This is a genomic window from Arenimonas aestuarii, assembly GCF_054781715.1.
The window spans coordinates 1-21747 of the sequence record NZ_BAAGTW010000001.1 but is presented as its reverse complement, the minus strand read 5'-3'; the positions used below and the strand labels follow the sequence as shown (position 1 = coordinate 21747).

Here is a 21747-nt window from a genome sequence, read left to right as displayed (position 1 = left end):
TGCGGTTCTGACCACAGCGGGGACCCACGCATGCGATTGTTCGTGATGATGCTCACCGCGGCCCTGCTGGCGCCGCCCGTCCTGGCCGAGTCCCAGGTCGAACCGGTCAAACCGGATCGGGCCGTCGAACGCGTCGACGTCGGAAACCGGATCAGCGAAAACCTGCCGGACGTGCCGGCCGACCTGGTCGAGCGCCTGAACCGCTACCAGAACACCCGCGGCGCAACCCTCTCGGGCTGGCTGCCCGACGGCAGCCTGGCGATCAGCACGCGTTTCGCCGAAACCAGCCAGGTGCACCGCGTGCGCGAACCGATGGGCATGCGCGAGCAGATCACCTTCTACAGCGAACCGCTGTCCGCGGTGACGACCACGCCGGGACGCAACGGTTTCGTATTCGGCAAGGACGTGGGCGGCTCCGAGTTCTGGCAGTTGTTCTGGTACGACCTGGGGTCGCGCGAGGCGACGATGCTCACCGACGGCGGCCGCAGCCAGAACGCCGGGCCGCTTTTCTCCAAGGATTCAAGCCAGCTGGCCTGGGCCAGCACCGCACGCAACGGCAGCGATTACGACCTCTGGGTCCGGGACCTGGGCACGGGGCAGTCGCGCATCGTGCTGCAGGAAGGCGGCATGTGGCGGCCAATGGACTTCTCGCCCGACGGCAAGCGCCTGCTGGTGATGAAGTACGTCTCGATCAACGAAGCCTACCCGGGCGAAGTGGACCTGGGCTCGGGCAGGCTGCGCCTGTTCCCGGTGGACGGCGACAAGGCCGGCTTCAGCGCCTTCCGCTACGGGCCCGATGGCCGCAGCGTCTATTACGTGTCCGACGAGGGTCGCGAATTCCAGACCCTGCGCCACCACGATCCCCGCGGCGGCGCGCCGACCCTGGTCAGCGGCCACATCCCCTGGAACGTGACCGACCTGGACATCGCCCCGGGCGGCGGCCACCTGGCCTACGCCAGCAACGAGGACGGCATCAGCAAGCTGCACGTGCTGGCGCTGCCCGGCCATGCGGAAGTCCCGCTGCCGGAACTTCCGGTCGGCGTGATCGGCAACTTCGGCTTTTCGCCCGACGGCAAGCGTCTTGCGCTCACGCTCAACAGCGCGACCTCGCCCAGCGACGTCTACGTGGTCGATCTTGCCAGCGGCGACCTGGTGCGCTGGACGCAGAGTGAAGTCGGCGGCCTGGACGCGTCGCGCTTCCGCGCGCCCGAACTGGTGCGCTTTGCCACCTTCGACGAAGTGGACGGCAAGCCGCGCACCATCCCCGCCTTCTACTACCGCCCCGAGGGCGATGGCCCCTTCCCGGTGGTGGTGAGCATCCACGGCGGCCCGGAAGCGCAGGCAACCCCGACCTTCAATCCGTCCACCCAGTTCCTGCTCAATGAGCTCCGGGTAGCCGTGCTCGTGCCCAACGTGCGCGGCTCGGCCGGCTACGGCAAGACCTACCTGCAGCTCGACAATGGCCTGCTGCGCAAGGATTCGGTCGAGGATATCGGCGCCCTGCTCGACTGGATCGGCACCCGACCCGAACTCGACGCCGACCGCATCGGCGTGATGGGCGGCAGCTACGGCGGCTACATGGTGCTGGCGTCGATGGTGGACTACGCCGACCGCATCCGCGCGGGCATCGACGTAGTGGGCATTTCCGACTTCGGCACCTTCCTCAAGAACACCGAGGACTACCGCCGCGACCTGCGCCGCGCCGAATACGGCGACGAGCGCCTGCCGGAAATGAAGGCCTTCCACGACCGCATCGCGCCGCTCAACAACGCCCATCGCATCACGTCGCCGCTGTTCGTGGCCCAGGGTTTCAACGACCCGCGCGTGCCCTGGACCGAAGCCGAGCAGATCGTGAAGGCGGTGCGCGGCAACGGCGGCGAGGTCTGGTACCTGATGTTCAAGGACGAAGGCCACGGCTTCCGCAAGAAGGGCAACAGCGACTACTTCGGCGCGGCGGCGATGCTGTTCTGGCAGGAGCACCTGCTGGCCGAGTAACCCGGCTGGGGACGGGTGCAATGCACCCGCCCCCGTTTCGCTACTGGCCGGCGACGGCCTGCACCGGCATGCGGTACTGCGGCCTCGGGTGGCGCATGGCCTCCGATTCGAAGTTCCTGACCGACGAGCCCGCGAACCAGACCGGCACCAGCACCGTAGCTTCCTGAGGCTGGCCGGCCAGGCTCGCCGGCTCGAAGCGCCAGCGCTTCACCGCGGCCAGGGCGTTGCGCTGGTAAACGTCGGTGAGCTTGCTGTCGTGGACCTTCACATCCACCGGCTTGCCCGTGGTGTCGACCTCCACCTTCATCACCATGCCGTAGGCCACCAGGGTTTCCGGTCGCGCGCTGGCCAGGAAAGGCAGCCGGGCCGGCTTGGCCAGGCGGATGCGCGGCGGCTGGTAGCCGGCGGCCTCGGCATCGGGATTGGCGCCGGCGACCAGCACCACCTTGGGTTCGGTGACCTCGAGCTGCCCTGACTCGTCGGACGGCATGGGCGGCGGCGGCAGCGGCGGGTTCTGGCTGTAGGCGTAGATGCGTTCCGCGTGAAGCGGCGGCGGCAGCGGCGCACGCTCCGCCCGGGCGACGCCGGCCGGAGAGGACGCCGCATCGTTGACGGCGGAGACCCGCGGCGCCGGCGTGGTCGAGCCCTTGCCGGGTCTCGCCACCGGGGCGATGGCAGGCGTCGCCCGAACCGGCCCAGGCGCGGCGACCGGAGCTGCGGGAGCCACCGGGCTCGCCGGCGCCGGCGTCGCCACCGGCGCAGCGGCGACTGCGGCGAAGGCGACCGATGGCGCGGCCGACGGTGCCGGCGCAGGCATCCGGCCTTCGACCGCGAGCGGCGGCAGCGGCGCCGTCGCGGCGGCCAGGGAAACGGCGGGCAGTGAAACCACGGTGGCCGGCTGCTGCTGCCAGATCGCCGTGGCGGCGGCGGAGCTGGCAAGAACGGCGAGTCCGGCGCCCAGCATCAGCCGGGCGGTTCCCGGCAGGGGTTTCTTGAGCATGGAGATTCTCCAGGTGAGGGGATGGCTGGACTGCCATGCGCAGCCGACCGGCAGTCCAAGGTCGGCCAGCTGCGTATTCAAGAGCGCGGTCGCGTAAGCGCGTCCGGCGCGGGGATGTCGGGCGAGCACGGCGGCGTCGCAGGCCAGCTCCTGGTCAAGCCGCAGCTTGGCGGCGGCCAGGTGCACCAGCGGGTTGAACCAGAACACGCAGCGCAGCACGCAGGCCAGCGCGTTCATGGGCAGGTCGCCGCGGCGCAGGTGCGCGCGTTCGTGCGCCAGCACCAGTTCGCGCTGCTGCGGGTCGTAGCGCTGCTCGAAATCGGCCGGCACGACGATGCGCGGGCGCAGCAGGCCGATCACCACCGGACCGATGTCGTCGGCACTGGCCCGCCACAAACCGGCGTCGCTCTCTTGCAGCGCGCCCAGGCGGCGGCGGAAGCGGCGCTGCTGCACCAGCAGCCAGCCGGCCAGGACCAAAGCCCCGGCGGCCCAGGCCAGCAGGGCGGCGGTGAGCGCGCCGACCTGCGGGTCCCGGGACACCGGGGGAGTCGACGCGGGGGTATGCGACGCGACGCTGGCGACGGCCAGGCCAGTGGCCAGGTTGGCCGGCGGTGACGGCCGCAGCACCGGCGCAGCGGTCGCCATGAGCGCAGGGCCCGGCGCCGGCCCATGGGCCACCGGCTCGTCGACCACGATCGTCGGGCCCGGCAGGCTGGTTGCCAGCAGCGCGGCCGGCAGCAACAGGTACAGCCACAGCACCGCGCCGGCACCCAGCCAGCGGCGCCACAGCGGGCGCAGGGCCATCACCAGGCAGGCGGCCACGGCCAGGGCCCCGGCCGAACGCAGCAGCCAGTCGAAGAGTTCAGCGGCCATCGTCGAAGTCCTCGATCAGCTTGCGCAGCTCGTCGATGTCGCGACGGGTCAGCTTGCCCTGCTCGCCGAAGTGGGCGACCAGGGGCGCAACGCGGCCGCCGAACAGGCGTTCGAGCACGCCGCTGGACTGTTCGGCCAGCCACGCTTCGTGGGTAAGCACCGGGCGGTAGCGGTAGCGCCGGCCTTCGCGTTCGGCCGACAGCGCGCCCTTGGTCAGCAGGCGGTTGATGAGGGTGCGCACGGTGGCTTCGGCCCAGCCCTGCGGGCCGGCGACGGCAGCGATCAGGTCCTCGGCGGTGGCCTCCCCGGCCGCCCAGAGGGCCTTCATGACTTCGCTTTCGGCTTCGCTGATGGATACCCCGGCCATGTCATTCCTTTACACGCGTAATTGATGGTCAATTTACGCCTGTAAAACCAAATGTCAAGGCCCCCGGTCCGGTCAGGCGGGGACGAACTCCAGGGTCTGGACGGCCAGGGCGGCAGCGTCGCGCAGCAGCCAGTGGTCGGCCAGCAGGAAGGCGAACAGGGCCATCAGGTACACGATCGAATAATTGAACACCTGCATCGCGTACCACTCGCTGGGCGGGTTGAGCAGGCGGATGGCGTACCAGAGGAAGACCGCGCCCAGCACCAGCGCGCCGCCCAGGTAGAACACGCCGCTCATGCCGGTCACGTAGGGCAACACCGTCACCACCACCAGCAGCACCGTGTAGAACAGGATCTGCCAGCGCGTGTAGGTGACGCCGTACACCACCGGCAGCATCGGGATGAGCGCCTTGGCGTAGTCGTCGCGGCGGAAGATCGCCAGCGCCCAGAAATGCGGCGGCGTCCAGACGTAGATGATCAGCACCAGCAACAGCGCATGGTCGTAGTGAAGCGGCGCGCCGGCCAGGCCCCAGAACGACACGCCCGCCGGCCAGCCCTTCACCGCCGCCCAGCCCAGGGCCGGCGGCGCGGCGCCGGCCAGGCCGCCGATGACGATGTTCTGCGGCGTCGCGCGCTTGAGGTAGCCGGTGTAGACGATGGCATAGCCGATCAGCGAGGCAAAGGTGAGCGCCGCCGTGAACACGTTCACCCACGCGGCCAGCAGGACCATGGACAGCGCACCGAGCGCGAGCGCGAAGCCCAGCACCTGGGCGGGCCGCAGCGAGCCCGTGGCGAGCGGCCGGTGCTGGGTGCGCGCCATCAGCACGTCGATACGCTGGTCGAGCAGGTGGTTGATCGCCGCCGCCGACGAAGCCGCCAGCCAGATGCCCAGCGCGCCCAGGACCATGCGCTGCCACGGCAGCGGCTCGCCCGGTTCGATGGCCAGGAACATGCCGATGATCGCGGTGAACACGATCAGCGCCACCACGCGCGGCTTGGTCAGCTCCCAGTAGGCGGCCAGCGGCAGGTTCATTCGGGTGCCCGCAGCCGCGCCAGCAGGCCGACCACCGTGAACAGCAGCAGGGCCGCGCCGGCGTTGTGCGCCACCGCCACCCACAGCGGCAGGCCCAGCACGATGTTGCTGATGCCCAGGGCGACCTGGCCGACAAGCAGCACCAGCAGCAGGCCGCCGGAATACCGAAGGCCGGTCGAGCGCAGCAGCCTGATCGCCACCACCAGCAGGTGGCCGACCACCAGGATCGCCATCAGCCGGTGGGCCATCTGGATGGCCACGCGCGCGGGGCCGTCGAGCACGCCGCCTTCGTAGTCGACGCCGATGCCGCGCCAGAGCACGAAAGCTTCGCGGTAGTCCTGCTGTGGCCACCACTGGCCCAGGCAGGTCGGGAAGTCGGTGCCGCAGGCGAGCGCGGCGTAGTTGGCGCTGGTCCAGCCGCCCAGGGCGATCTGCACGACCAGCAGCACCAGGCCGATCCAGAGCAGGCGCCGCAGCTTCGGTGCCTCGGCGCTGACCAGCGGGCCCCAGGGCGTGGTTTTCCAGGCCAGCCAGGTCAGCAGCGACAGCGTGAGCAGGCCGCCCAGCAGGTGCGCCATCACGATGACCGGCTTCACCAGCCAGATGACCGTCCACATGCCCAGCACCGCCTGGAAGACGATCACCATCAGCAGCAGCGTGGACATGCGCGCGGCGTCCACGTTCGACCAGCGAAGGGCCTGGACCAGCAGGATCAGCTCCCCGGCCAGCCACAGCGCCACGGACAGCTCGTGGTTGGGTGCCATGCCCACGCCCATGTACACCGGGATGGACAGCCCGACCAGGGCCGATGCCGCCAGCACGCTGACTACCCCGCCCTTTCGCTTGCGCGCGGCCAGCAGGGCCAGGGTAAGCACCAGTACGCCGAGCAGCGCCGCGATGTGGCGGTGGAACTGTTCGCGCCAGGCCTTGGAGACTTCGACCATGCGTTCGTAGCCGGCATTGGCGGCGGCGATCTCGTGGTCCTGGTTCGGCCACGTGGCCTTGCCGTAACAGGTGGGCCAGTCCGGGCAGCTCAGCCCGGCGTTGGACAGCCGGACGAAACCGCCGAAGACGATCACGACCAGGGCCAGCAGCACGGCTGCCCAGGCAAGGCGATGGAAATGACGGGAGGGAGCGTTCATCAGGGGCCTACTTCAACACACGTCCGAGGTCCTTGCGCAGGCCGGAGGGATTGAACCCCGGGGCGTAACGCAGGACGAGGTAACCATTGGGGTCGGCCAGGTAGGCCGGCAGCGCATCGGGGCGCGCCGTGTCGGGCAGTTTTTCGGCAAGGGCCACGCTGGGCTGCATGGGCACCAGGCCGGCGAATCCGGGGGCGCCGGCGGGAACCTCGCCGAACCACAGCACCTTCAGGCGTTCGGCGTGCCGGCCTTCCGAGACCCAGACGCGCTGCAGGGCGACCAGCATCTGCGCGCAGGGTTCGCCGCAGCCTTCCGGCGCCACGAACACGACGTGCCAGTTGCGTTCGGCCGGCTGCCATAACCAGTCGCTGCCGTCGGCCCGTTTGAGGGCAAGCGTGCGCAGATCCGGATAGGGGTCGAGCATTTCACCGATGTTGCGGGTCTGGCTGGGCTTCCAGCCGCCGAAGAACAGGCTGGCGGCGATGCCGAAACTGCCGAGGAAAAAAGCCGCGACCAGCAGCAGCTGCAGGCGCGAGCGGGTCTTGGACGGGGCGGCGTTGTTGGGCGCGTTCATGGGCGTTTCCGGAACCACAGGAGAAGGATCACCACCAGGGTGGCGAAGGCCAGGCCAAACCACTGGATGGCGTAGCCGCGGTGTTTTTCGGGAGGCAGCGTATTCGCCAGCACCTCAAGATCGCGTTCATGGCCCAGCGGCAGCGAAGGATCCAGGCGCAGCACCCGCGGCGCCAGCGCCGGCAGCTCCCAGGCGCGCGCCACGGCATCGGGCTCCAGGTGCAGCGCCAGCCAGCGGGCGCCGCCATCGCGCGACTCCAGTCCCCCGCCCAGGCGCAGCCCCACCGCCGGCGGCGGCGCCAGCAGACCGGACAGGTCCGCCGGGCCAGCGGGGCAGGTTTCGCGCGGCAGGGTGCGGTCGCCGGGCAGCGGCAGCCAGCCCAGGTCGACCAGCAGCGCCGTGCCGCTGTGCGGCTGGAAGGCGCAGTACAGGCGCACGCCCACGCGCTGGCCACGGCGCTGGTTGTCCAGCCACAGCGGCGGCGTGGCGAGGAAAACACCGCCGCCGGCGGCGCGGTTGACGCCACCGGGGGTGCCGGCGGCCGACAGCGGCCAGGGTGCCTCGGCGCGCGCAGCCAGGGCGGCGTCGAGCATCGCCTGCTTCTCCAGCCCGCGGCCCCACTGCCAGTTGCCCAGCGCCGAGAATCCGAGCACCAGGCAAAGGCCGAAGATCGCGAGCAGGACGCGGCGTTTCACCACCCGTGCGCCCGGGAAGCGGATAATGCGCGCCAGACATCACCACCGGCCCTTTGCATGAGCAGTGAACTCAAGACCCTGGTCGTCGTCGGATTCTTCATTTTCATCCTGTGGAACCTGGGCGCCGGCCTGTATTACATGATGGTGGACAAGGGCCGCAGCAAGCGCACGGTGAACTCGCTGAGCTGGCGCATCGGCCTTTCGGTCGGCCTGATCGTGCTGGTGATCATCGGTATCGCCACCGGCGTGATCGAACCGCATGGCATCGGCCGCGCCGGCCCTTAAAACAGCGGGCCGGCGCAAGGCCGGCCCACGGTTACCGGTTTGTCTGCGTGCTCAGAGCACGTAGACGAACATGAACAGGCCAAGCCAGACCACGTCCACGAAGTGCCAGTACCAGGCCACGGCCTCGAAACCGAAGTGGTGGTCGGGGCTGAAATGGCCCCTGAGGCAGCGCAGCCAGATGATGGCCAGCATGATCGTACCCAGCATCACGTGCATGCCGTGGAAGCCGGTGAGCATGAAGAAGGTCGAGCCGTAGATGCCCGAACCCAGCGTCAGGCCCAGCTCGGCGTAGGCGTGGTAGTACTCGTAACCCTGCACCACCATGAAGACCGCGCCCAGCGCGATGGTGGCGCCCAGCCAGAACAGCAGCGAGCCGCGCTTGTTGGCCTTCAGGGCGTGGTGGGCGATGGTGATGGTGACGCCCGAGCTGAGCAGCAGCAGGGTGTTGACCAGCGGCAGGCCCCAGGCCGAGATGGTCTGGAAGGAACCGCCGATCTGGGCCGGGCCATTGCTGGGCCAGCCGGCGCTGAAGCCCTGCCACAGGAACTGGTTGGTCAGCGAGCCGTCGCCTTCACCCGACAACCAGGGCAGCGCGAACTGGCGCGTGTAGAACAGCGCGCCGAAGAAGGCCGCGAAGAACATGATCTCCGAGAAGATGAACCACATCATGCCCATGCGGAACGAGGCATCGACCTGGGTGTTGTACCTGCCGGACACGGATTCGGCGATGACGTTGCCGAACCAGCCGAACAGCACCGCCAGCGTGGCCACCAGGCCGATGTAGAACACCGGCTCGCCCCAGCCGTGGCCGTTGAACCAGTTCGCCACGCCCACCATGGTGGTGAACAGCGTGATCGAACCCACGAAGGGCCAGGGGCTGTGGTGCGGGACGTAATAGATGTTCGGGTCGTCGTGGGTGTGTGCCATGGGGTTCCCCGGTACTCCTGGTGGGCCTTGGGTTACGGTGCGGTGCGGGCGGCGGCGGGAGCGTGGGCGCCCTCGCCGACCCGGGCCGTGGCCGCGTCGTTGCTGAAGAAAGTGTAGGACAGGGTGAGCGTCTGCACGTTGTCGGGCAGCGCCGGGTCAACGATGAAACGCACCGGCATCAGGCGCTCTTCGCCCGCGGCCAGCAGCTGCTCGGTGAAGCAGAAGCACTCGGTCTTGTTGAAGTAGGTGGACGCCGTGGACGGCGCCACCGACGGCGCGGCATTGCCGACGATGGCATGGTCGGCGATGTTGCGCGCGATGTAGTTCATCTCGTACATCTTGCCCGGGTGCACCTGCATGGTGAGCTGGGTGGGCTTGAACTCCCAGGGCAGCTTGGAGTTCACCGTGGCGTCGAACTCGATGGTGATCGTGCGCGATTCATCCACCTGCAGCCCGGCCACCTGCGCTTCGCCGGCGGGGCCCTGCTCGAGCTTGATGCCGAAGACCTTCTCGCAGGCGATGCGGTACAGCGGCACCAGCGAGAACGCGAACACGAACGACGCCGCCGAAACCAGGGCGATGGTGCGGAAGGTCTTGAGCGCGGGCGTCTTCACGGCATCACCGCCGTCAGCATGAAAGCCACGAAAATACCGGCGGCCACCAGCGCAAGCGCCAGCGCCGTGCGGCGGGCGTTGCGGCGGCGGGTGGCGTCGGTCTTGGTCGGGCTGGGGTTGTTCATGCCGGTTTGGCGGCGCCCCGGTCGGGGCGCCTGCACTCCTTAGTGGGTGATGTCGCCGTGGGCCAGGTCACCGTCCTTGATGACCGGCGGCAGGGTGAAGGTGTGGTGCGGGGCCGGCGAAGGCACCGTCCACTCCAGGCCCTTGGCGCCTTCCCAGACGCGCGGCTCGGCCTTGACGCCGCCACGGGCGGCCGACCAGACGATGTAGGCGAACAGCAGCTGGCTCAGGCCGAAGCCGAAGCCGCCGATGGACGACCACAGGTTGAAGTCGGCGAAGGCCATGTTGTAGTCCGGCACGCGGCGCTGCATGCCCGCCAGGCCCAGGAAGTGCTGCGGGAAGAACAGCAGGTTCACGAAGATCGTGGACAGCCAGAAGTGCCACTTGCCCAGCGACTCGTTGTACATGTGGCCGGTCCACTTGGGCAGCCAGTAGTACACGCCGGCCATGATGCCGAACACGGCGCCGGTGACCAGCACGTAGTGGAAGTGCGCCACCACGAAGTAGGTGTCGTGGTACTGGAAGTCGGCCGGCACGATGGCCAGCATCAGGCCCGAGAAGCCGCCGATGGTGAACATGATCACGAAGCCCAGCGCGAACAGCATCGGGGTTTCGAAGCTGATCGAGCCGCGCCACATGGTGGTGACCCAGTTGAACACCTTCACGCCGGTGGGAATGGCGATGAGCATCGTCGCGTACATGAAGTACAGCTCGCCGCCCAGCGGCATGCCGACGGTGAACATGTGGTGGGCCCACACGATGAACGACAGGAAGGCGATGGACGCGGTGGCGTACACCATGGCCTGGTAACCGAACAGCGGCTTGCGGGCGAAGGTCGGGATGATCTCCGACACGATGCCGAAGGCCGGCAGGATCATGATGTAGACCTCGGGGTGACCGAAGAACCAGAAGATGTGCTGGAACATCACCGGGTCACCGCCACCAGCGGCGTTGAAGAAGCTGGTGTCGAAGAACTTGTCGGTCAGCAGCATGGTCACCGCGCCGGCCAGGACCGGCATCACCGCGATCAGCAGGAAGGCGGTGATCAGCCAGGTCCAGACGAAGATCGGCATCTTCAGCAGGTCGACGCCCGGGGCGCGCATGTTGAGGATGGTGGCGATGACGTTGATCGCGCCCATGATCGAGCTGATGCCCATCAGGTGGATCGCGAAGATGGTGAAGGCCGTGCTGTTGCCGCCCTGCAGCGACAGCGGCGGGTAGAGCGTCCAGCCACCGGCCGGGCCGCCGCCGCCCACGCCGAAGAAGATCTGGAGGATCAGCGGCATCAGCAGCAGGGTGAAGGCGAACGGCAGGATCCAGAACGACCAGTTGTTCATGCGCGGCAGCGCCATGTCGGGCGCGCCGATCTGCAGCGGGATCATCCAGTTGGCCAGGCCGACGAAGGCCGGCATGACGGCGCCGAAGATCATCACCAGCGCATGCATGGTGGTCATCTGGTTGAAGAACTCCGGCTCGACCAGCTGCAGGCCGGGCTGGAAGAGTTCAGCGCGGATCACCAGGGCCATCGAGCCGCCGATGAAGAACATCACCAGCGCGAACACCAGGTACAGGGTACCGATGTCCTTGTGGTTGGTGGAGTAGAGCCAGCGCTGGACGAAGCCCTGCTTGTGCTCGCCGTGGTGGTCGGCGGCGTGGGCGTCAGTGTGTGCCATGGTCGTGTGCCTCTCTCAGGTTCTGCTCAGCCCTCGCCGCCCGCTTTCGCGGGGGCGTTGGCGACGATGCGGGCGGCTTCGGCGAGGTCGCCGGCCTTCTGGGCGGCCAGCCAGGCCTCGTACTCGGCGCGCGGCACGGCCTTGACGACGATCGGCATGAAGCCGTGGTCCTTGCCGCACAGCTCGGCGCAAACGCCGCGGTAGGTACCCGGCTGCTTGATCTCGGTCCAGGCTTCGTTGATCAGGCCCGGGATGGCGTCCTGCTTCCAGCCAAGCGCCGGCACCCACCAGGCGTGGATGACGTCGTCGGCGGTGACCACGAAGCGGATCTTGGTGTCGGTGGGCAGCACCAGCGGACGGTCGACGTCACGCAGGTAATGCGGCACGACGTCGGCATCGGGGCGCTCGCCGGACTGGCGGATGCGGTCGGATTCGCGGTCGAGGCGGGAGATGTAGTTCACGTCCTCGCCGACGATCTCGTAGCGCCACATCCACTGGTAGCCGGTGATCTTCACCGTCATTTCGTGGCCCTTGGCGTCGTACTGCTGGATGACCATGCTGGTGGCCGGCACGGCCATCACCACCAGGATGACGATGGGGATGACGGTCCAGATGATCTCGAGCTTGGTCGAGTGGGTGAAGTCCACGTCCGGCTTGGCGCCCTTGGACTTGCGGAACTTCACCATGGCCACGGCCATCGCACCGAACACCACGATGCCGATGGCAACGCAGATCCAGAGCATCAGCATGTGCATGAAGTAGGCGTTTTCCGCGGTGCGGGTGACGCCTTCGGGCATGTTGAGCTGCCAGCGCACCGGTTCGCTGCTGGCGGCCAGGGCCGAGACACTGGCCATCGCGGCCATCAGGCCGGTGGCGACCCTGGCGACGATGGCGCTTGCTTTCTTCGCTTTCATCCGAACATACCCCAACGTGTGGTCTTGGCTCCGCCCGGCTCCCGGTCGTCGCCGGCGGCCCGAGGGCAGCCAGCGGCAGGGGACGCAGGGCAGGAGAACTGGCGGATTTTAGCGACCCGCGCGACGGGGGGGCAAGCCAAACCGGAGGCCCGTTGTCCGGAAAGGTGAACGCGGACCGCTTTCAGCGCCCCCGGCAGCGGCCTTAGAATCCGCGTTCACGCGCTGCCAGCGCCGACCACCACGGACCCTTGTGACCCCGATCCTGAGCCCTGAACTGCCCGGCGCGCCGTCGGACCTGCGCGCCCGGATCACCGCGGCCTTCCACCGCGACGAGGCCGAGCACCTGGCCGGCCTGCTGGAGGTCGCCCGCCTGCCGGCCGCCGAGCAGGCGGCGGTGCAGGCCGCCGCCGTGGGCCTGGTGGAGCGCACGCGGGTGCGCGGCGCCGACCCGGGCATGGTCGAGGCCTTCATGCGCCAGTACGACCTGTCCAGCGAGGAAGGCGTGCTGCTGATGTGCGTGGCCGAAGCCCTGCTGCGCGTGCCCGACCGCGCCACCGCCGACAAGCTGATCCGCGACAAGCTGGGCGACGCCGACTGGGACCGGCACATGGGCCGCTCGAGTTCGGTGCTGGTCAATGCCTCGACCTGGGGCCTGATGCTGACCGGCCGCATGGTCAACCTGGCCGAAGAAACCCGCCGCAACGCCATCGGCGCCTTCCGTCGCCTGGTCGGCCGGGCCGGCGAACCGGCGATCCGCCTGGCCGTGCGCCAGGCGATGCGCATCATGGGCCACCAGTTCGTCATGGGCCGCACGATCGCCGAGGCGCTGGAGCGCAGCCGCAAGGGCGATGCGGCCGATTACCTGTACTCCTTCGACATGCTCGGTGAAGCCGCCTTCACCCAGGCCGACGCCGACCGCTACCTGAAGGCCTACCGCGACGCCATCGGCGCGATCGGGGCCGGCGGGCCGTTCAAGGACGTGTTCCAGGCACCTTCCATTTCGGTGAAGTTGTCCGCGCTGCACCCGCGCTACGAGCTGGCCCAGCGCGCCCGCGTGCAGGCCGAACTGACCCCGCGGGTGCTGGAACTGGCCCGGCTGGCCAAGGCGCAGGGCATCGGCTTCACCATCGACGCCGAAGAATCCGAGCGCCTGGAACTGAGCCTGGACGTCATTGCCGGCGCCTACGAGGATCCGTCGCTGGAAGGCTGGGAAGGTTATGGCCTGGCCGTCCAGGCCTACCAGAAGCGCGCGCCCTACGTGATCGACTACATCGTCGACCTGGCCCGCCGCACCGGCCGGCGCATCCCCATGCGCCTGGTCAAGGGCGCCTACTGGGACAGCGAGGTGAAGAAGGCCCAGGCCGACGGCTACCCGGGCTTCCCGGTCTTCACCCGCAAGGTGAACACCGACGTCAGCTACCTGGCCTGCGCGCGGCAGATGCTGGCGGCGACGGATGCGCTTTATCCGATGTTCGCGACGCACAACGCGCATACGATCGCCGCGATCCACCACTTCGCCAAGGACGCGGGCGGCAGGTTCGAATACCAGAAGCTGCACGGCATGGGCGACGACCTGTACGCCGAGGTCGTGCCGGCCGACAAGCTGGGCGTGCCCTGCCGCGTGTATGCGCCGGTGGGCTCGCACGAAGACCTGCTGCCCTACCTGGTGCGGCGCCTGCTGGAGAACGGCGCCAATTCCAGCTTCGTCAACCGCATCACCGACGAATCCCTGCCGGCCGCTGACCTGGTCGCCGACCCGGTGGCCGTGGCCTCGGCGTTCGAATCCAAGCCCCATCCCCGCATTCCCATGCCGCGCGCGCTGTTCCGGGCCGCCGGCGAAGACAGGACCAATTCCATGGGCGCCAATCTCGCCAACGACGACACCCTTGCCACCCTCGCGCGCGAAATGAACGCCGCGCTCGCCCCGGTGTCGGCCACGCCGCTGGTGCCGGGCGCCAAGCCGGCCGGCGAGAAGGTGAAGGTGAGCAACCCCGCCGACCGCCGCGAGCAGGTGGGCGAGTACATCAACGCCGACGCCGCCACGGTCGAACTGGCCATCGCCAACGCCGTGGCCGCGCAGCCGGGCTGGGACAGGATGCCGGCCGCCAGCCGCGCGCGCATCCTCGAACACGCCGCCGACCTGCTGGAACAGCGCATGGGCGCGTTCATGGCGATCTGCGTGAAGGAAGCCGGCAAGTCCATTTCCTCATCGGTGGGCGAGGTGCGCGAGGCGGTGGACTTCCTGCGCTACTACGCCATGCAGTCGCGCAAGCTGTTCGGCGCGCCGGAAAAACTGCCCGGCCCCACCGGCGAATCGAACGAACTGTGGCTGCACGGCAAGGGCGTGTTCGCCTGCATCAGCCCCTGGAACTTCCCGCTGGCGATTTACCTGGGCCAGGTGGCCGCCGCGCTGGCGTCGGGCAACACCGTGGTGGCCAAGCCAGCCGAACAGACCACGCTGACGGCCTACCTGGCGACGCAGTTGCTGCACGAAGCCGGCGTGCCCAAGGACGTGCTGCAGTTCGTGCCCGGTGACGGCGCCACCGTCGGCGTGGCGCTGACCAAGGACCCGCGCATCGCCGGCGTGTGTTTCACCGGCTCGACCGACACCGCGTGGGCGATCAACCGCGCCCTGGCCGCGCGCAAGGCGCCGATTGCCGCGCTGATCGCGGAAACCGGCGGCCAGAACGCGCTGATCGCCGACTCGTCGGCGCTGCCCGAGCAGCTGGTGAAGGACGCCATGACCTCGGCCTTCGATTCCGCCGGCCAGCGCTGTTCGGCCGCGCGCGTGCTCTACGTACAGGCCGACATCGCCGACAAGGTGATCACCATGCTGTCGGGGGCCATGGACGAACTGCGGGTGGGCAACCCGGCGCTGCTGAGCACCGACGTCGGCCCGGTGATCGACGAGGACGCGCGCAAGGTGCTCGAAGCACACGCCGAGCGCATGGACCGCGAGGCGCGCCTGATCAACCAGGTGACACTGCCCGAAGACAGCACCGCGCACGGTTGCTTCTTCGCGCCGCGCGCCTACGAACTGAAGAACCTCTCGCAGCTCGAACGCGAAGTCTTCGGCCCGGTGCTGCACGTGCTTCGCTACGAGGCCAGCGAGCTGGACAGGGTGATGGCCGACATCAACGCCACCGGCTACGGCCTGACCCTGGGCATCCATTCGCGCATCGACGCGACGGTGGAAAAGATCGCGACGACGGTGCGGGTGGGCAATTGTTACGTCAACCGCAACCAGGTGGGCGCCGTGGTCGGCGTGCAGCCGTTCGGCGGCGAAGGCCTGTCCGGCACCGGCCCCAAGGCCGGCGGCCCGCACTACCTGCTGCGCTTCGCCACCGAACGCGTGCTGACCGTGAACACCACGGCGGCCGGCGGCAATGCCTCGCTGCTGACGCTGGACGACTGACAAGCAAGGCCCTCCGGATGGAGGGCCTTCTTGCTTCCGGCCTCAGTTGCCGGTGTCGGGCTGGCGTTCAACCACGTACACGCAGGCACAGGTGGAACCGGCGCCGCAGATGCCGCTGCGGTAGTGCGCGCTCATGCCGATGGACGCGCATTCCTCCAGACAGGCGTTCTGGCGGCCCTTTTCGGCGGTGATGCAGGCATCGGCGATCATCCAGACGATCAGCGGGCCGATGCCACCGCCGCCACGCACGAGCCGGCGCCTCGGCGGGTCACTGGGGCGGCGCATGCGGCGGTTTTCCAGGTCGACGCCGTTTTCGTAGTAGTAGTCCAGGATCAGGTTCACGCGCTGCTCCTCGGACAGGCTGAGCAGGCGCGGGCGCGGCGGGATCTGGCGCACCGGGTCGCCGGGCAGGTGCAGGCGGACGGTGCCGTCGGCCAGGATCTCGGCCTTGCTGCGGCGCCCGGCGCTGTCCTCCCAGACCAGGTGGGTGCTGCCGTCGTCGGGGAAGGCGGTTAGTTCGGGCATGGCCGAGGTGATGGTGAGCAGGGCCGCACCGGGCGGGCGTTCGATGGTTTCGTCGCCGGTGCCGGGAAAGGCCAAGGCGCCGGCGGCGGCCGCCCACAGGACGGCGGTGGCGAAACAGCGGGTCAGGATCATCGGGGTCTCCTCGTGCGCCGGAATGGCGCAGGAGCAGCGTCCGCCCGTCGCCCCGGCCGCGAATCGGCACAAGCCCGGCACAGCGGTAGGCAAGACACCGGCCGGCCGCGTGGAAAGGCACCCGCCGCGGCCAGGAAGGATGCGGTTCCTGCCTGCGTGGCCGCCGTGGCATGCTGGTCGCCCCTTCCGCCCGGACCTCGCATGTATCTCGAGCACTACGGCCTCGACGAGCCGCCGTACTCGATCACGCCCGACCCGCGCTTCGTTTACCTGAGCGAGCGCCACCGGGACGCCCTCGCGCACCTGCTGTTCGGCATCGGCCAGGGCGGCGGCGGCGGTTTCGTGCAGCTCACCGGCGAAGTGGGCACCGGCAAGACCACGCTGTGCCGGCTGTTGCTGGAGCAATTGCCCGAGAACGTCCGCGTGGCCCTGGTGCTCAACCCGCGCCTGGACCCGGTGGAACTGCTGGAAACGATCTGCGAAGAACTGCGCATCGACGTGGCCGGCCGCCGCGGCAGCCTCAAGGGCCTGGTGGATGCGCTCAACCACTTCCTGCTCGATGCCTACGCGCAGGGGCTGCGCGTGGTGCTGATCATCGACGAGGCGCAGAACCTGAGCCCCGAAGCGCTGGAGCAGGTGCGCCTGCTGACCAACCTGGAAACGCCGACGCAGAAGCTGCTTCAGATCCTGCTGCTGGGCCAGCCGGAGCTGCGCGACATGCTGGCGCGCCCCGACCTGCGCCAGCTGGCCCAGCGCGTCACCGCCAGGTTCCACCTGACACCGATGGACGGCGCCGAAACCGAGGCCTACCTGCGGCACCGGTTTTCGGTGGCCGGCGGCACGCGTTTCCCGTTCACCAAGCTGGCGGTCAAGCGCATCCACCACCACGCCGGCGGCGTGCCGCGGCTGGTGAACATCATCGCCGAACGCGCCCTGCTGGCTGGTTACGCCCACGATCAGATCCAGGTGGGCGAGAGCTGGGTGGACCGCGCCGCGCGCGAAGCGATGGCGCCGCGGCTGTCGAAACTGCCGCGCCCGACCCTGGCCTGGGGCGTGGCCGCCGTGCTGGCGGTGCTGGTGATCGCCCTGGCCATGCGCGAACGCACGCCGCTGCCGCCCGAACCCGAACCCGAATCGCAAACCCAGGCCGAACCCCCGCCCGTCACCGTGGCGGTGGTGCCCTACCTGCCGGGCGTGCAACTGGCCGACCGCATACGCCTGGCCGGCGCACCGGCGCAGCCTGCCTGGGGCCAGCTGCTGGGCCTGTGGACGGTGCGCGCGAACGAAACCACCGTCGACCGGGCCCAGGCCTGTCCGCCGGTGCTGGCACCGGGCCTGTATTGCCAACGCGGCCGCGCCGGCCTGGACAAGCTGGCGGCGCTGGGCCGCCCCTCGCTGCTGCGGCTGCGCGCCGATGGCGAAGAAGCCTGGGCGCTGCTGCTGGGGGCCGACGCGCTACGCGTGCGCCTGTGGCTCGGCGGCGGCCGTTTCGATACCGACCGGCTGGCGCTCGAGCGCGCCTGGGACGGCGACTACGCGACGCTGTGGCGCGGCCCGGATTTCCTCTGGCCGGCCCCGGTGGCCGGCGACAGCGGCCCGGCCGTGGACTGGATCCATGACCGCCTGCGCGACCGTGTCGGCCTGCAGTCGCCGGAAGCCGGCCCGGCCGTGCTCGACGCACACAGCCTGGCCGCCGTGCGCCGCCTGCAGGACGCCCATGGCCTGGTGCCCGACGGCGTGGTCGGCCCGGAAACCCTGATGGCCCTGGCCGCCCGTGAGAACGAGGGCCCGCGCCTGCGCCGGGTGCTGGACTGATGTCGCTGATCCTGGAAGCCCTGAAGAAGTCCGAAGCCGAGCGCCAGCGCGGCAAGGCCCCGGGCCTGTTCGTCCAGCAGGCCGTGGTGCCGGCGCGCGGGCGACGGCGCACGCCGGCCTGGGCGTATGCGCTGGGGCTGCTGCTGGTGCTGGTGCTCGCTGTGTTCGCGTGGCGGGAATGGTCGCGGGATGCCGTGGCGCCTGTTCAGACGCAGGCTCCGGCCCCGGAGGCCGCTGCCCCTGCCCCGCCCGCGGGAATGAGCCAGGGCGCGCCCGGGTTGGACGTGGTGCCGCCGCGCGTCGAAGCACCGCCTCCCCGGCCCGCGCCCGCCAACGCGCCGGGGCGCCCTGATGCCGCGGGCGTGCCGCCGCCGGCGCGAGCCCCGGCACCCGCGGTCGCTCCCCCGCAGACGCCGGCGCCCGTTCCTGCACCGGCCGCCGCCGCCCCTGTTGTGGCGCCAGCCGACACCTTGCCCCGCCTCGCCGACCTCCCGGCCAGCGAACGCAACGCCCTGCCGTCGCTGAAGATCACCATGCACGTCTACGCCGAGGACCCGGCGCAGCGTTTTGTCATCCTCGATGGTCGCCGCCACGGCGAAGGCGCCAACCCGGCCGACGGCGTGGTGATCCAGGAAATCCGCCGCGACGGGCTGGTGCTGTCGCTGCGCGGCCGCGACGTGCTGCTGCCGAGACCCTGAGCCGTGTTCGTCGACCTGCCGACCCGCCGAAAGACGCACTGGCGCTGGGCCACGCCGCTGCTGGCGCTGCTGATGGTCGGTGCCTACATCTGGATCTTCCTGTTGCCCGACGACGCCGCCTGGCGCGCCACGCTGCTGCGTTGGGGCACGCTGTCGGGCAGCGTCACCGAATGGCGCGCGGCGATGCGCGACGTGCGCCTGCTGACCCTGCTCACCGCGCTGTTCATCCACGCCGGGCCGGTGCACCTGGTCGGCAACCTGCTGTTCCTGCTGATCTTCGGCCTGCCATCGGAACGCACCATGGGCCCCTGGCGTTTCCTGCTGCTGTTCCTGGCCGGCGGCGCCCTGGCCAACCTGGCCGCCGCGGTGCTGATGGGTACGCCGGCGCGCGCGATCATCGGCGCCAGCGGCGGCGTGTCGGCGGTGATCGGTGCCTACCTGGCCCTGTTCCCGCGCGCGCGGCTGGGCGTGGTGGTGCCGCTGGGCCTGTGGCTGGAGTTCATCAAGGTGCCGGCGGCCCTGCTGATCGGCCTGTGGGCGACGCTGCAGCTGATCTTCACCTTTGCCGGCCCCAGCTTTGGTGCCGTGGCCTGGTGGGCGCACCTGGCCGGCTTCGTGGTCGGGCTGATCTACGCCCTGGCCCTGAAGCCGATGCTGACGCGCCGCTCCCGCGGCGCCTGACCCCGCAGGCCGTTTAATGGTCCTTGGCACGTTGGATGGGAAGGGGCGACCCGCCCCGGTTCCTCCCGGAGTCATGCCATGAACCGATTTGCCCTGCGAACCGCGCTTGTCCTGCTGCTTGCCAGTCCCGCGGCCCTTGCCGGCGATACGGAGCCGGCGCTTGCGGTTTCGGCCGATGACGCCGGGCTGGCCTGGGGCCCCTGCCCTGACTTCATGCCCGAGGGCTGCGGGATCGCCGTGCTCCACGGCGACCCCGCCGGGCCGAGCTCCGATGTTTTCTTCAAGGTGCCCGGTGGTTCGGTGATCCCGCACCACTGGCACACGTCGCCCGAACGCATGGTGCTGGTTTCCGGCGAACTCGAGGTCCGTTACGACGGGCAAGAGTCCCGCACGCTGCGCGCCGGCATGTACGCCTACGGTCCGGCCCGGCTTGGCCATTCCGCCGTCTGCGCGGCGGGCGAGCCCTGCATCCTGTTCATTTCGTTCACCGCACCGGTGGATGCCGTGCCCACCGACTGACGCAGAAGGCGCAGTGGCATAGAATCGCCTGCCATGAGCACGCGCATTCTGTACAAGGTGACCTTCCTCAACGCCGGCAAGGTGTACGAGCTGTATGCGCGCCGGGTGGCGGCGAGCTCGCTGTGGGGTTTCACGGAAGTTGCCGACCTGGTGTTCGATGCCAAGGAAGGCGTGGTGGTGGACCCCACCGAAGAACGACTGCGCGACGAGTTCGCCGACACACGCGTGCTGCACCTGCCCATGCAAAGCGTGGTGCGCGTCGAGGAAGTAGACCGCAAGGGCCAGCTGAGCATCCGCGACGCCAGCACCGGCGAGAAGGTGGTGACGCCTTTCCCCCTGCCGGCCAAACCGCGCTGAACCCGCGGTACCCCGGCACGCCGGGCGCTGGACTGCGTCGAGTGCGCCGGCAGGGCCACGCAGGCGTCATGGCCGGTCGAGCGGACTGAGCACGCCGCCGGCACCGCGGTTCAATACGTGCGTGTAGATCTGCGTCGTGGCGACGTCCTTGTGGCCCAGCAGTTCCTGCACGGTGCGGATGTCGTAGCCGGCTTCGAGCAGGTGGGTGGCGAAACTGTGGCGCAGCGTGTGGGCGCTGACGGGCTTGACCAGGCCGAGACGACGGGCGGCGCCCTTGAGCGCGCGGCCGACGACCTGGTCGTCGAGGTGGTGCCGCCGCACCACGCCGTCGCGCGGATCGGCCGAGCGGCGCTCGGAAGGAAACAGGTATTGCCAGCCCGGCTCGCGGCCCGCGTTCGGGTACTTTCGCGCCAGCGCGAAGGGCAGCCAGGCCTGGCCGAAACCTTCGCGCAGGTCGGCGGCATGCAGCGCCCGGGCGCGATCGACCTGGCGCTGCAGCGGTTCGACCAGGGAGGCCGGCAGCACCGTGCGCCGGTCCCGTGCGCCCTTGCCTTCGCGCACGGTGATTTCGCCGCGGCCGAAGTCCACGTCCTTGATGCGCAACCGCAGCACTTCCATCAGGCGCATGCCGCTGCCGTAGAGCAAGCTGGCCAGCAGCCACGGGCGCCCTTCCAGCACGGCCAGCAGGGCCCGCACCTCGGCCACCGACAGCACCACCGGAACCCGCTCGGGCCGCTTGGCGCGCACGACCTTGTCCATCCACGGCAACTCGGTCCCGAGCACGTCCCGGTAGAGGAACAACAGTGCCGCCAACGCCTGGTTCTGGGTGCTGGCGGCCACCCGCCCGCGCACTGCCAGCAGAGACAGGAAGGCTTCGACCTCGCGCCCACCCAGCTCCCGCGGATGCCGGCGCCCATTCGCTTGTATGAACCGCCTGATCCAGTCCACGTACGCCCGCTCGGTGCGGATGGCGTAGTGCTTGACCCGCATCACGCGGCGAACTTCGTCCAACAGGCGTGGAGCGCGCCGCCCCGCCCCGCCCTTCGCCGAGGCATCGCCCACCCCGGCCGCGCCGGCGGAATCTTCATTCGCGCTCCAATAACCGCTTAGCCGTCGCCGCCGATGCATAACGCAGAATGCTGCGGCTCCCGCCGCCCCCCCGAACATCGGCCAAAGCGTTGATGTGAGGTAGGAATCCTCTCTTGACCCCGCAGAAATTCTGTCGGAACGTACGCGCAACGCCCCGCTTCAGGGGTCGAATAGGTGTTAGGCCGCAAATGAATGAACGCAGCATCTCAAGCAAAGTGCTCCTAACTGAAACGCTTCGCCTACTTACGCAGTTCTTCTGGCTTGTTGCACTGCTGTGTATCGCGCATGTCGTCGTTTACTTC

At 69.3% G+C, this 21747-nt stretch carries 21 protein-coding genes; 8 read left to right on the top strand and 13 right to left on the bottom strand.

All coding sequences use genetic code 11. The features are described from left to right. The first annotated feature begins 30 nt into the window (after nucleotides 1-30). Nucleotides 31-1995, top strand: a complete 1965-nt coding sequence (locus ACYVJH_RS00105) for a S9 family peptidase (RefSeq protein ID WP_460452648.1) — start codon at nucleotides 31-33, stop codon at nucleotides 1993-1995. 40 nt (nucleotides 1996-2035) lie between these two features. On the opposite strand, the gene ACYVJH_RS00100 is transcribed toward ACYVJH_RS00105, so the two are convergent. From ACYVJH_RS00100 to ACYVJH_RS00075, 6 genes are all read right to left on the bottom strand, one after another. After that, a complete protein-coding gene (locus tag ACYVJH_RS00100) occupies nucleotides 2036-3868 on the bottom strand; it encodes a TonB family protein (protein WP_460452647.1) in 1833 nt (610 codons plus the stop codon). After that, complete coding sequence (locus ACYVJH_RS00095; RefSeq protein ID WP_460452646.1) at nucleotides 3858-4235, bottom strand: BlaI/MecI/CopY family transcriptional regulator; 378 nt, start codon at nucleotides 4233-4235, stop codon at nucleotides 3858-3860. Before ACYVJH_RS00095 ends, ACYVJH_RS00100 begins: the two co-directional genes overlap by 11 nt. A gap of 72 nt (nucleotides 4236-4307) precedes the next feature. Then, complete coding sequence (gene cyoE / locus ACYVJH_RS00090; protein WP_460452645.1) at nucleotides 4308-5267, bottom strand: heme o synthase; 960 nt, start codon at nucleotides 5265-5267, stop codon at nucleotides 4308-4310. Beyond that, nucleotides 5264-6409 carry a COX15/CtaA family protein gene (locus ACYVJH_RS00085; protein WP_460452644.1) on the bottom strand — a complete coding sequence of 382 codons (1146 nt, stop codon included), beginning with the start codon at nucleotides 6407-6409 and terminating at the stop codon, nucleotides 5264-5266. Before ACYVJH_RS00085 ends, cyoE begins: the two co-directional genes overlap by 4 nt. A gap of 7 nt (nucleotides 6410-6416) precedes the next feature. Continuing rightward, nucleotides 6417-6983 (bottom strand): hypothetical protein, encoded by a 567-nt coding sequence (locus ACYVJH_RS00080; RefSeq protein ID WP_460452643.1) that lies wholly within the window; start codon nucleotides 6981-6983, stop codon nucleotides 6417-6419. Then, entirely contained in the window at nucleotides 6980-7678 is a 699-nt protein-coding gene (locus ACYVJH_RS00075; RefSeq protein ID WP_460452642.1) for an SURF1 family protein, read from the bottom strand. Before ACYVJH_RS00075 ends, ACYVJH_RS00080 begins: the two co-directional genes overlap by 4 nt. A 57-nt stretch (nucleotides 7679-7735) precedes the next feature. On the opposite strand from ACYVJH_RS00075, the gene ACYVJH_RS00070 reads away from it, so the two are divergent. Further along, nucleotides 7736-7963, top strand: a complete 228-nt coding sequence (locus ACYVJH_RS00070) for a twin transmembrane helix small protein (RefSeq protein ID WP_460452641.1) — start codon at nucleotides 7736-7738, stop codon at nucleotides 7961-7963. A 51-nt stretch (nucleotides 7964-8014) separates the two neighbouring features. On the opposite strand, the gene ACYVJH_RS00065 is transcribed toward ACYVJH_RS00070, so the two are convergent. From ACYVJH_RS00065 to coxB, 5 genes are read right to left on the bottom strand one after another with little or no spacing between them, the layout of a single operon-like run. Beyond that, nucleotides 8015-8890 carry a cytochrome c oxidase subunit 3 gene (locus ACYVJH_RS00065; protein ID WP_460452640.1) on the bottom strand — a complete coding sequence of 292 codons (876 nt, stop codon included), beginning with the start codon at nucleotides 8888-8890 and terminating at the stop codon, nucleotides 8015-8017. A 32-nt stretch (nucleotides 8891-8922) separates the two neighbouring features. Beyond that, entirely contained in the window at nucleotides 8923-9504 is a 582-nt protein-coding gene (locus ACYVJH_RS00060) for a cytochrome c oxidase assembly protein (RefSeq protein WP_460452639.1), read from the bottom strand. After that, nucleotides 9501-9629 carry a hypothetical protein gene (locus ACYVJH_RS00055; protein WP_460452638.1) on the bottom strand — a complete coding sequence of 43 codons (129 nt, stop codon included), beginning with the start codon at nucleotides 9627-9629 and terminating at the stop codon, nucleotides 9501-9503. Before ACYVJH_RS00055 ends, ACYVJH_RS00060 begins: the two co-directional genes overlap by 4 nt. 39 nt (nucleotides 9630-9668) lie before the next feature. Then, nucleotides 9669-11300, bottom strand: a complete 1632-nt coding sequence (gene ctaD, locus ACYVJH_RS00050; protein ID WP_460452637.1) for a cytochrome c oxidase subunit I — start codon at nucleotides 11298-11300, stop codon at nucleotides 9669-9671. 26 nt (nucleotides 11301-11326) lie between these two features. Then, nucleotides 11327-12214 carry a cytochrome c oxidase subunit II gene (gene coxB, locus ACYVJH_RS00045; RefSeq protein WP_460452636.1) on the bottom strand — a complete coding sequence of 296 codons (888 nt, stop codon included), beginning with the start codon at nucleotides 12212-12214 and terminating at the stop codon, nucleotides 11327-11329. 259 nt (nucleotides 12215-12473) lie between these two features. Between coxB and putA the strand changes: the two genes are divergently transcribed. Continuing rightward, complete coding sequence (gene putA, locus ACYVJH_RS00040) at nucleotides 12474-15629, top strand: bifunctional proline dehydrogenase/L-glutamate gamma-semialdehyde dehydrogenase PutA (RefSeq protein WP_460452752.1); 3156 nt, start codon at nucleotides 12474-12476, stop codon at nucleotides 15627-15629. A gap of 42 nt (nucleotides 15630-15671) precedes the next feature. On the opposite strand, the gene ACYVJH_RS00035 is transcribed toward putA, so the two are convergent. After that, a complete protein-coding gene (locus tag ACYVJH_RS00035; RefSeq protein ID WP_460452635.1) occupies nucleotides 15672-16286 on the bottom strand; it encodes a hypothetical protein in 615 nt (204 codons plus the stop codon). Between the two features lie 201 nt (nucleotides 16287-16487). Between ACYVJH_RS00035 and ACYVJH_RS00030 the strand changes: the two genes are divergently transcribed. The 5 genes from ACYVJH_RS00030 (at nucleotide 16488) to ACYVJH_RS00010 (ending at nucleotide 20356) form a co-directional block, all read left to right on the top strand. After that, a complete protein-coding gene (locus tag ACYVJH_RS00030; RefSeq protein ID WP_460452634.1) occupies nucleotides 16488-18101 on the top strand; it encodes an ExeA family protein in 1614 nt (537 codons plus the stop codon). Next, nucleotides 18101-18799: a general secretion pathway protein GspB gene (locus tag ACYVJH_RS00025; protein WP_460452633.1), complete on the top strand. Its 699-nt coding sequence runs from the start codon at nucleotides 18101-18103 to the stop codon at nucleotides 18797-18799. Before ACYVJH_RS00030 ends, ACYVJH_RS00025 begins: the two co-directional genes overlap by 1 nt. A gap of 3 nt (nucleotides 18800-18802) precedes the next feature. Continuing rightward, the gene (locus ACYVJH_RS00020) at nucleotides 18803-19480 is read left to right on the top strand and encodes a rhomboid family intramembrane serine protease (RefSeq protein WP_460452632.1); all 678 of its coding nucleotides are present in this window, start codon (nucleotides 18803-18805) and stop codon (nucleotides 19478-19480) included. A gap of 78 nt (nucleotides 19481-19558) precedes the next feature. Then, nucleotides 19559-19999, top strand: coding sequence for a cupin domain-containing protein (locus ACYVJH_RS00015; RefSeq protein WP_460452631.1), 441 nt, complete (start codon nucleotides 19559-19561; stop codon nucleotides 19997-19999). A 33-nt stretch (nucleotides 20000-20032) separates the two neighbouring features. Beyond that, nucleotides 20033-20356 carry a DUF1820 family protein gene (locus ACYVJH_RS00010; RefSeq protein WP_460452630.1) on the top strand — a complete coding sequence of 108 codons (324 nt, stop codon included), beginning with the start codon at nucleotides 20033-20035 and terminating at the stop codon, nucleotides 20354-20356. 66 nt (nucleotides 20357-20422) lie between these two features. Here the strand turns inward: ACYVJH_RS00010 and ACYVJH_RS00005 are convergent, their stop codons facing one another. Then, complete coding sequence (locus ACYVJH_RS00005; RefSeq protein WP_460452751.1) at nucleotides 20423-21370, bottom strand: integron integrase; 948 nt, start codon at nucleotides 21368-21370, stop codon at nucleotides 20423-20425. Nucleotides 21371-21747: the final 377 nt, after the last annotated feature.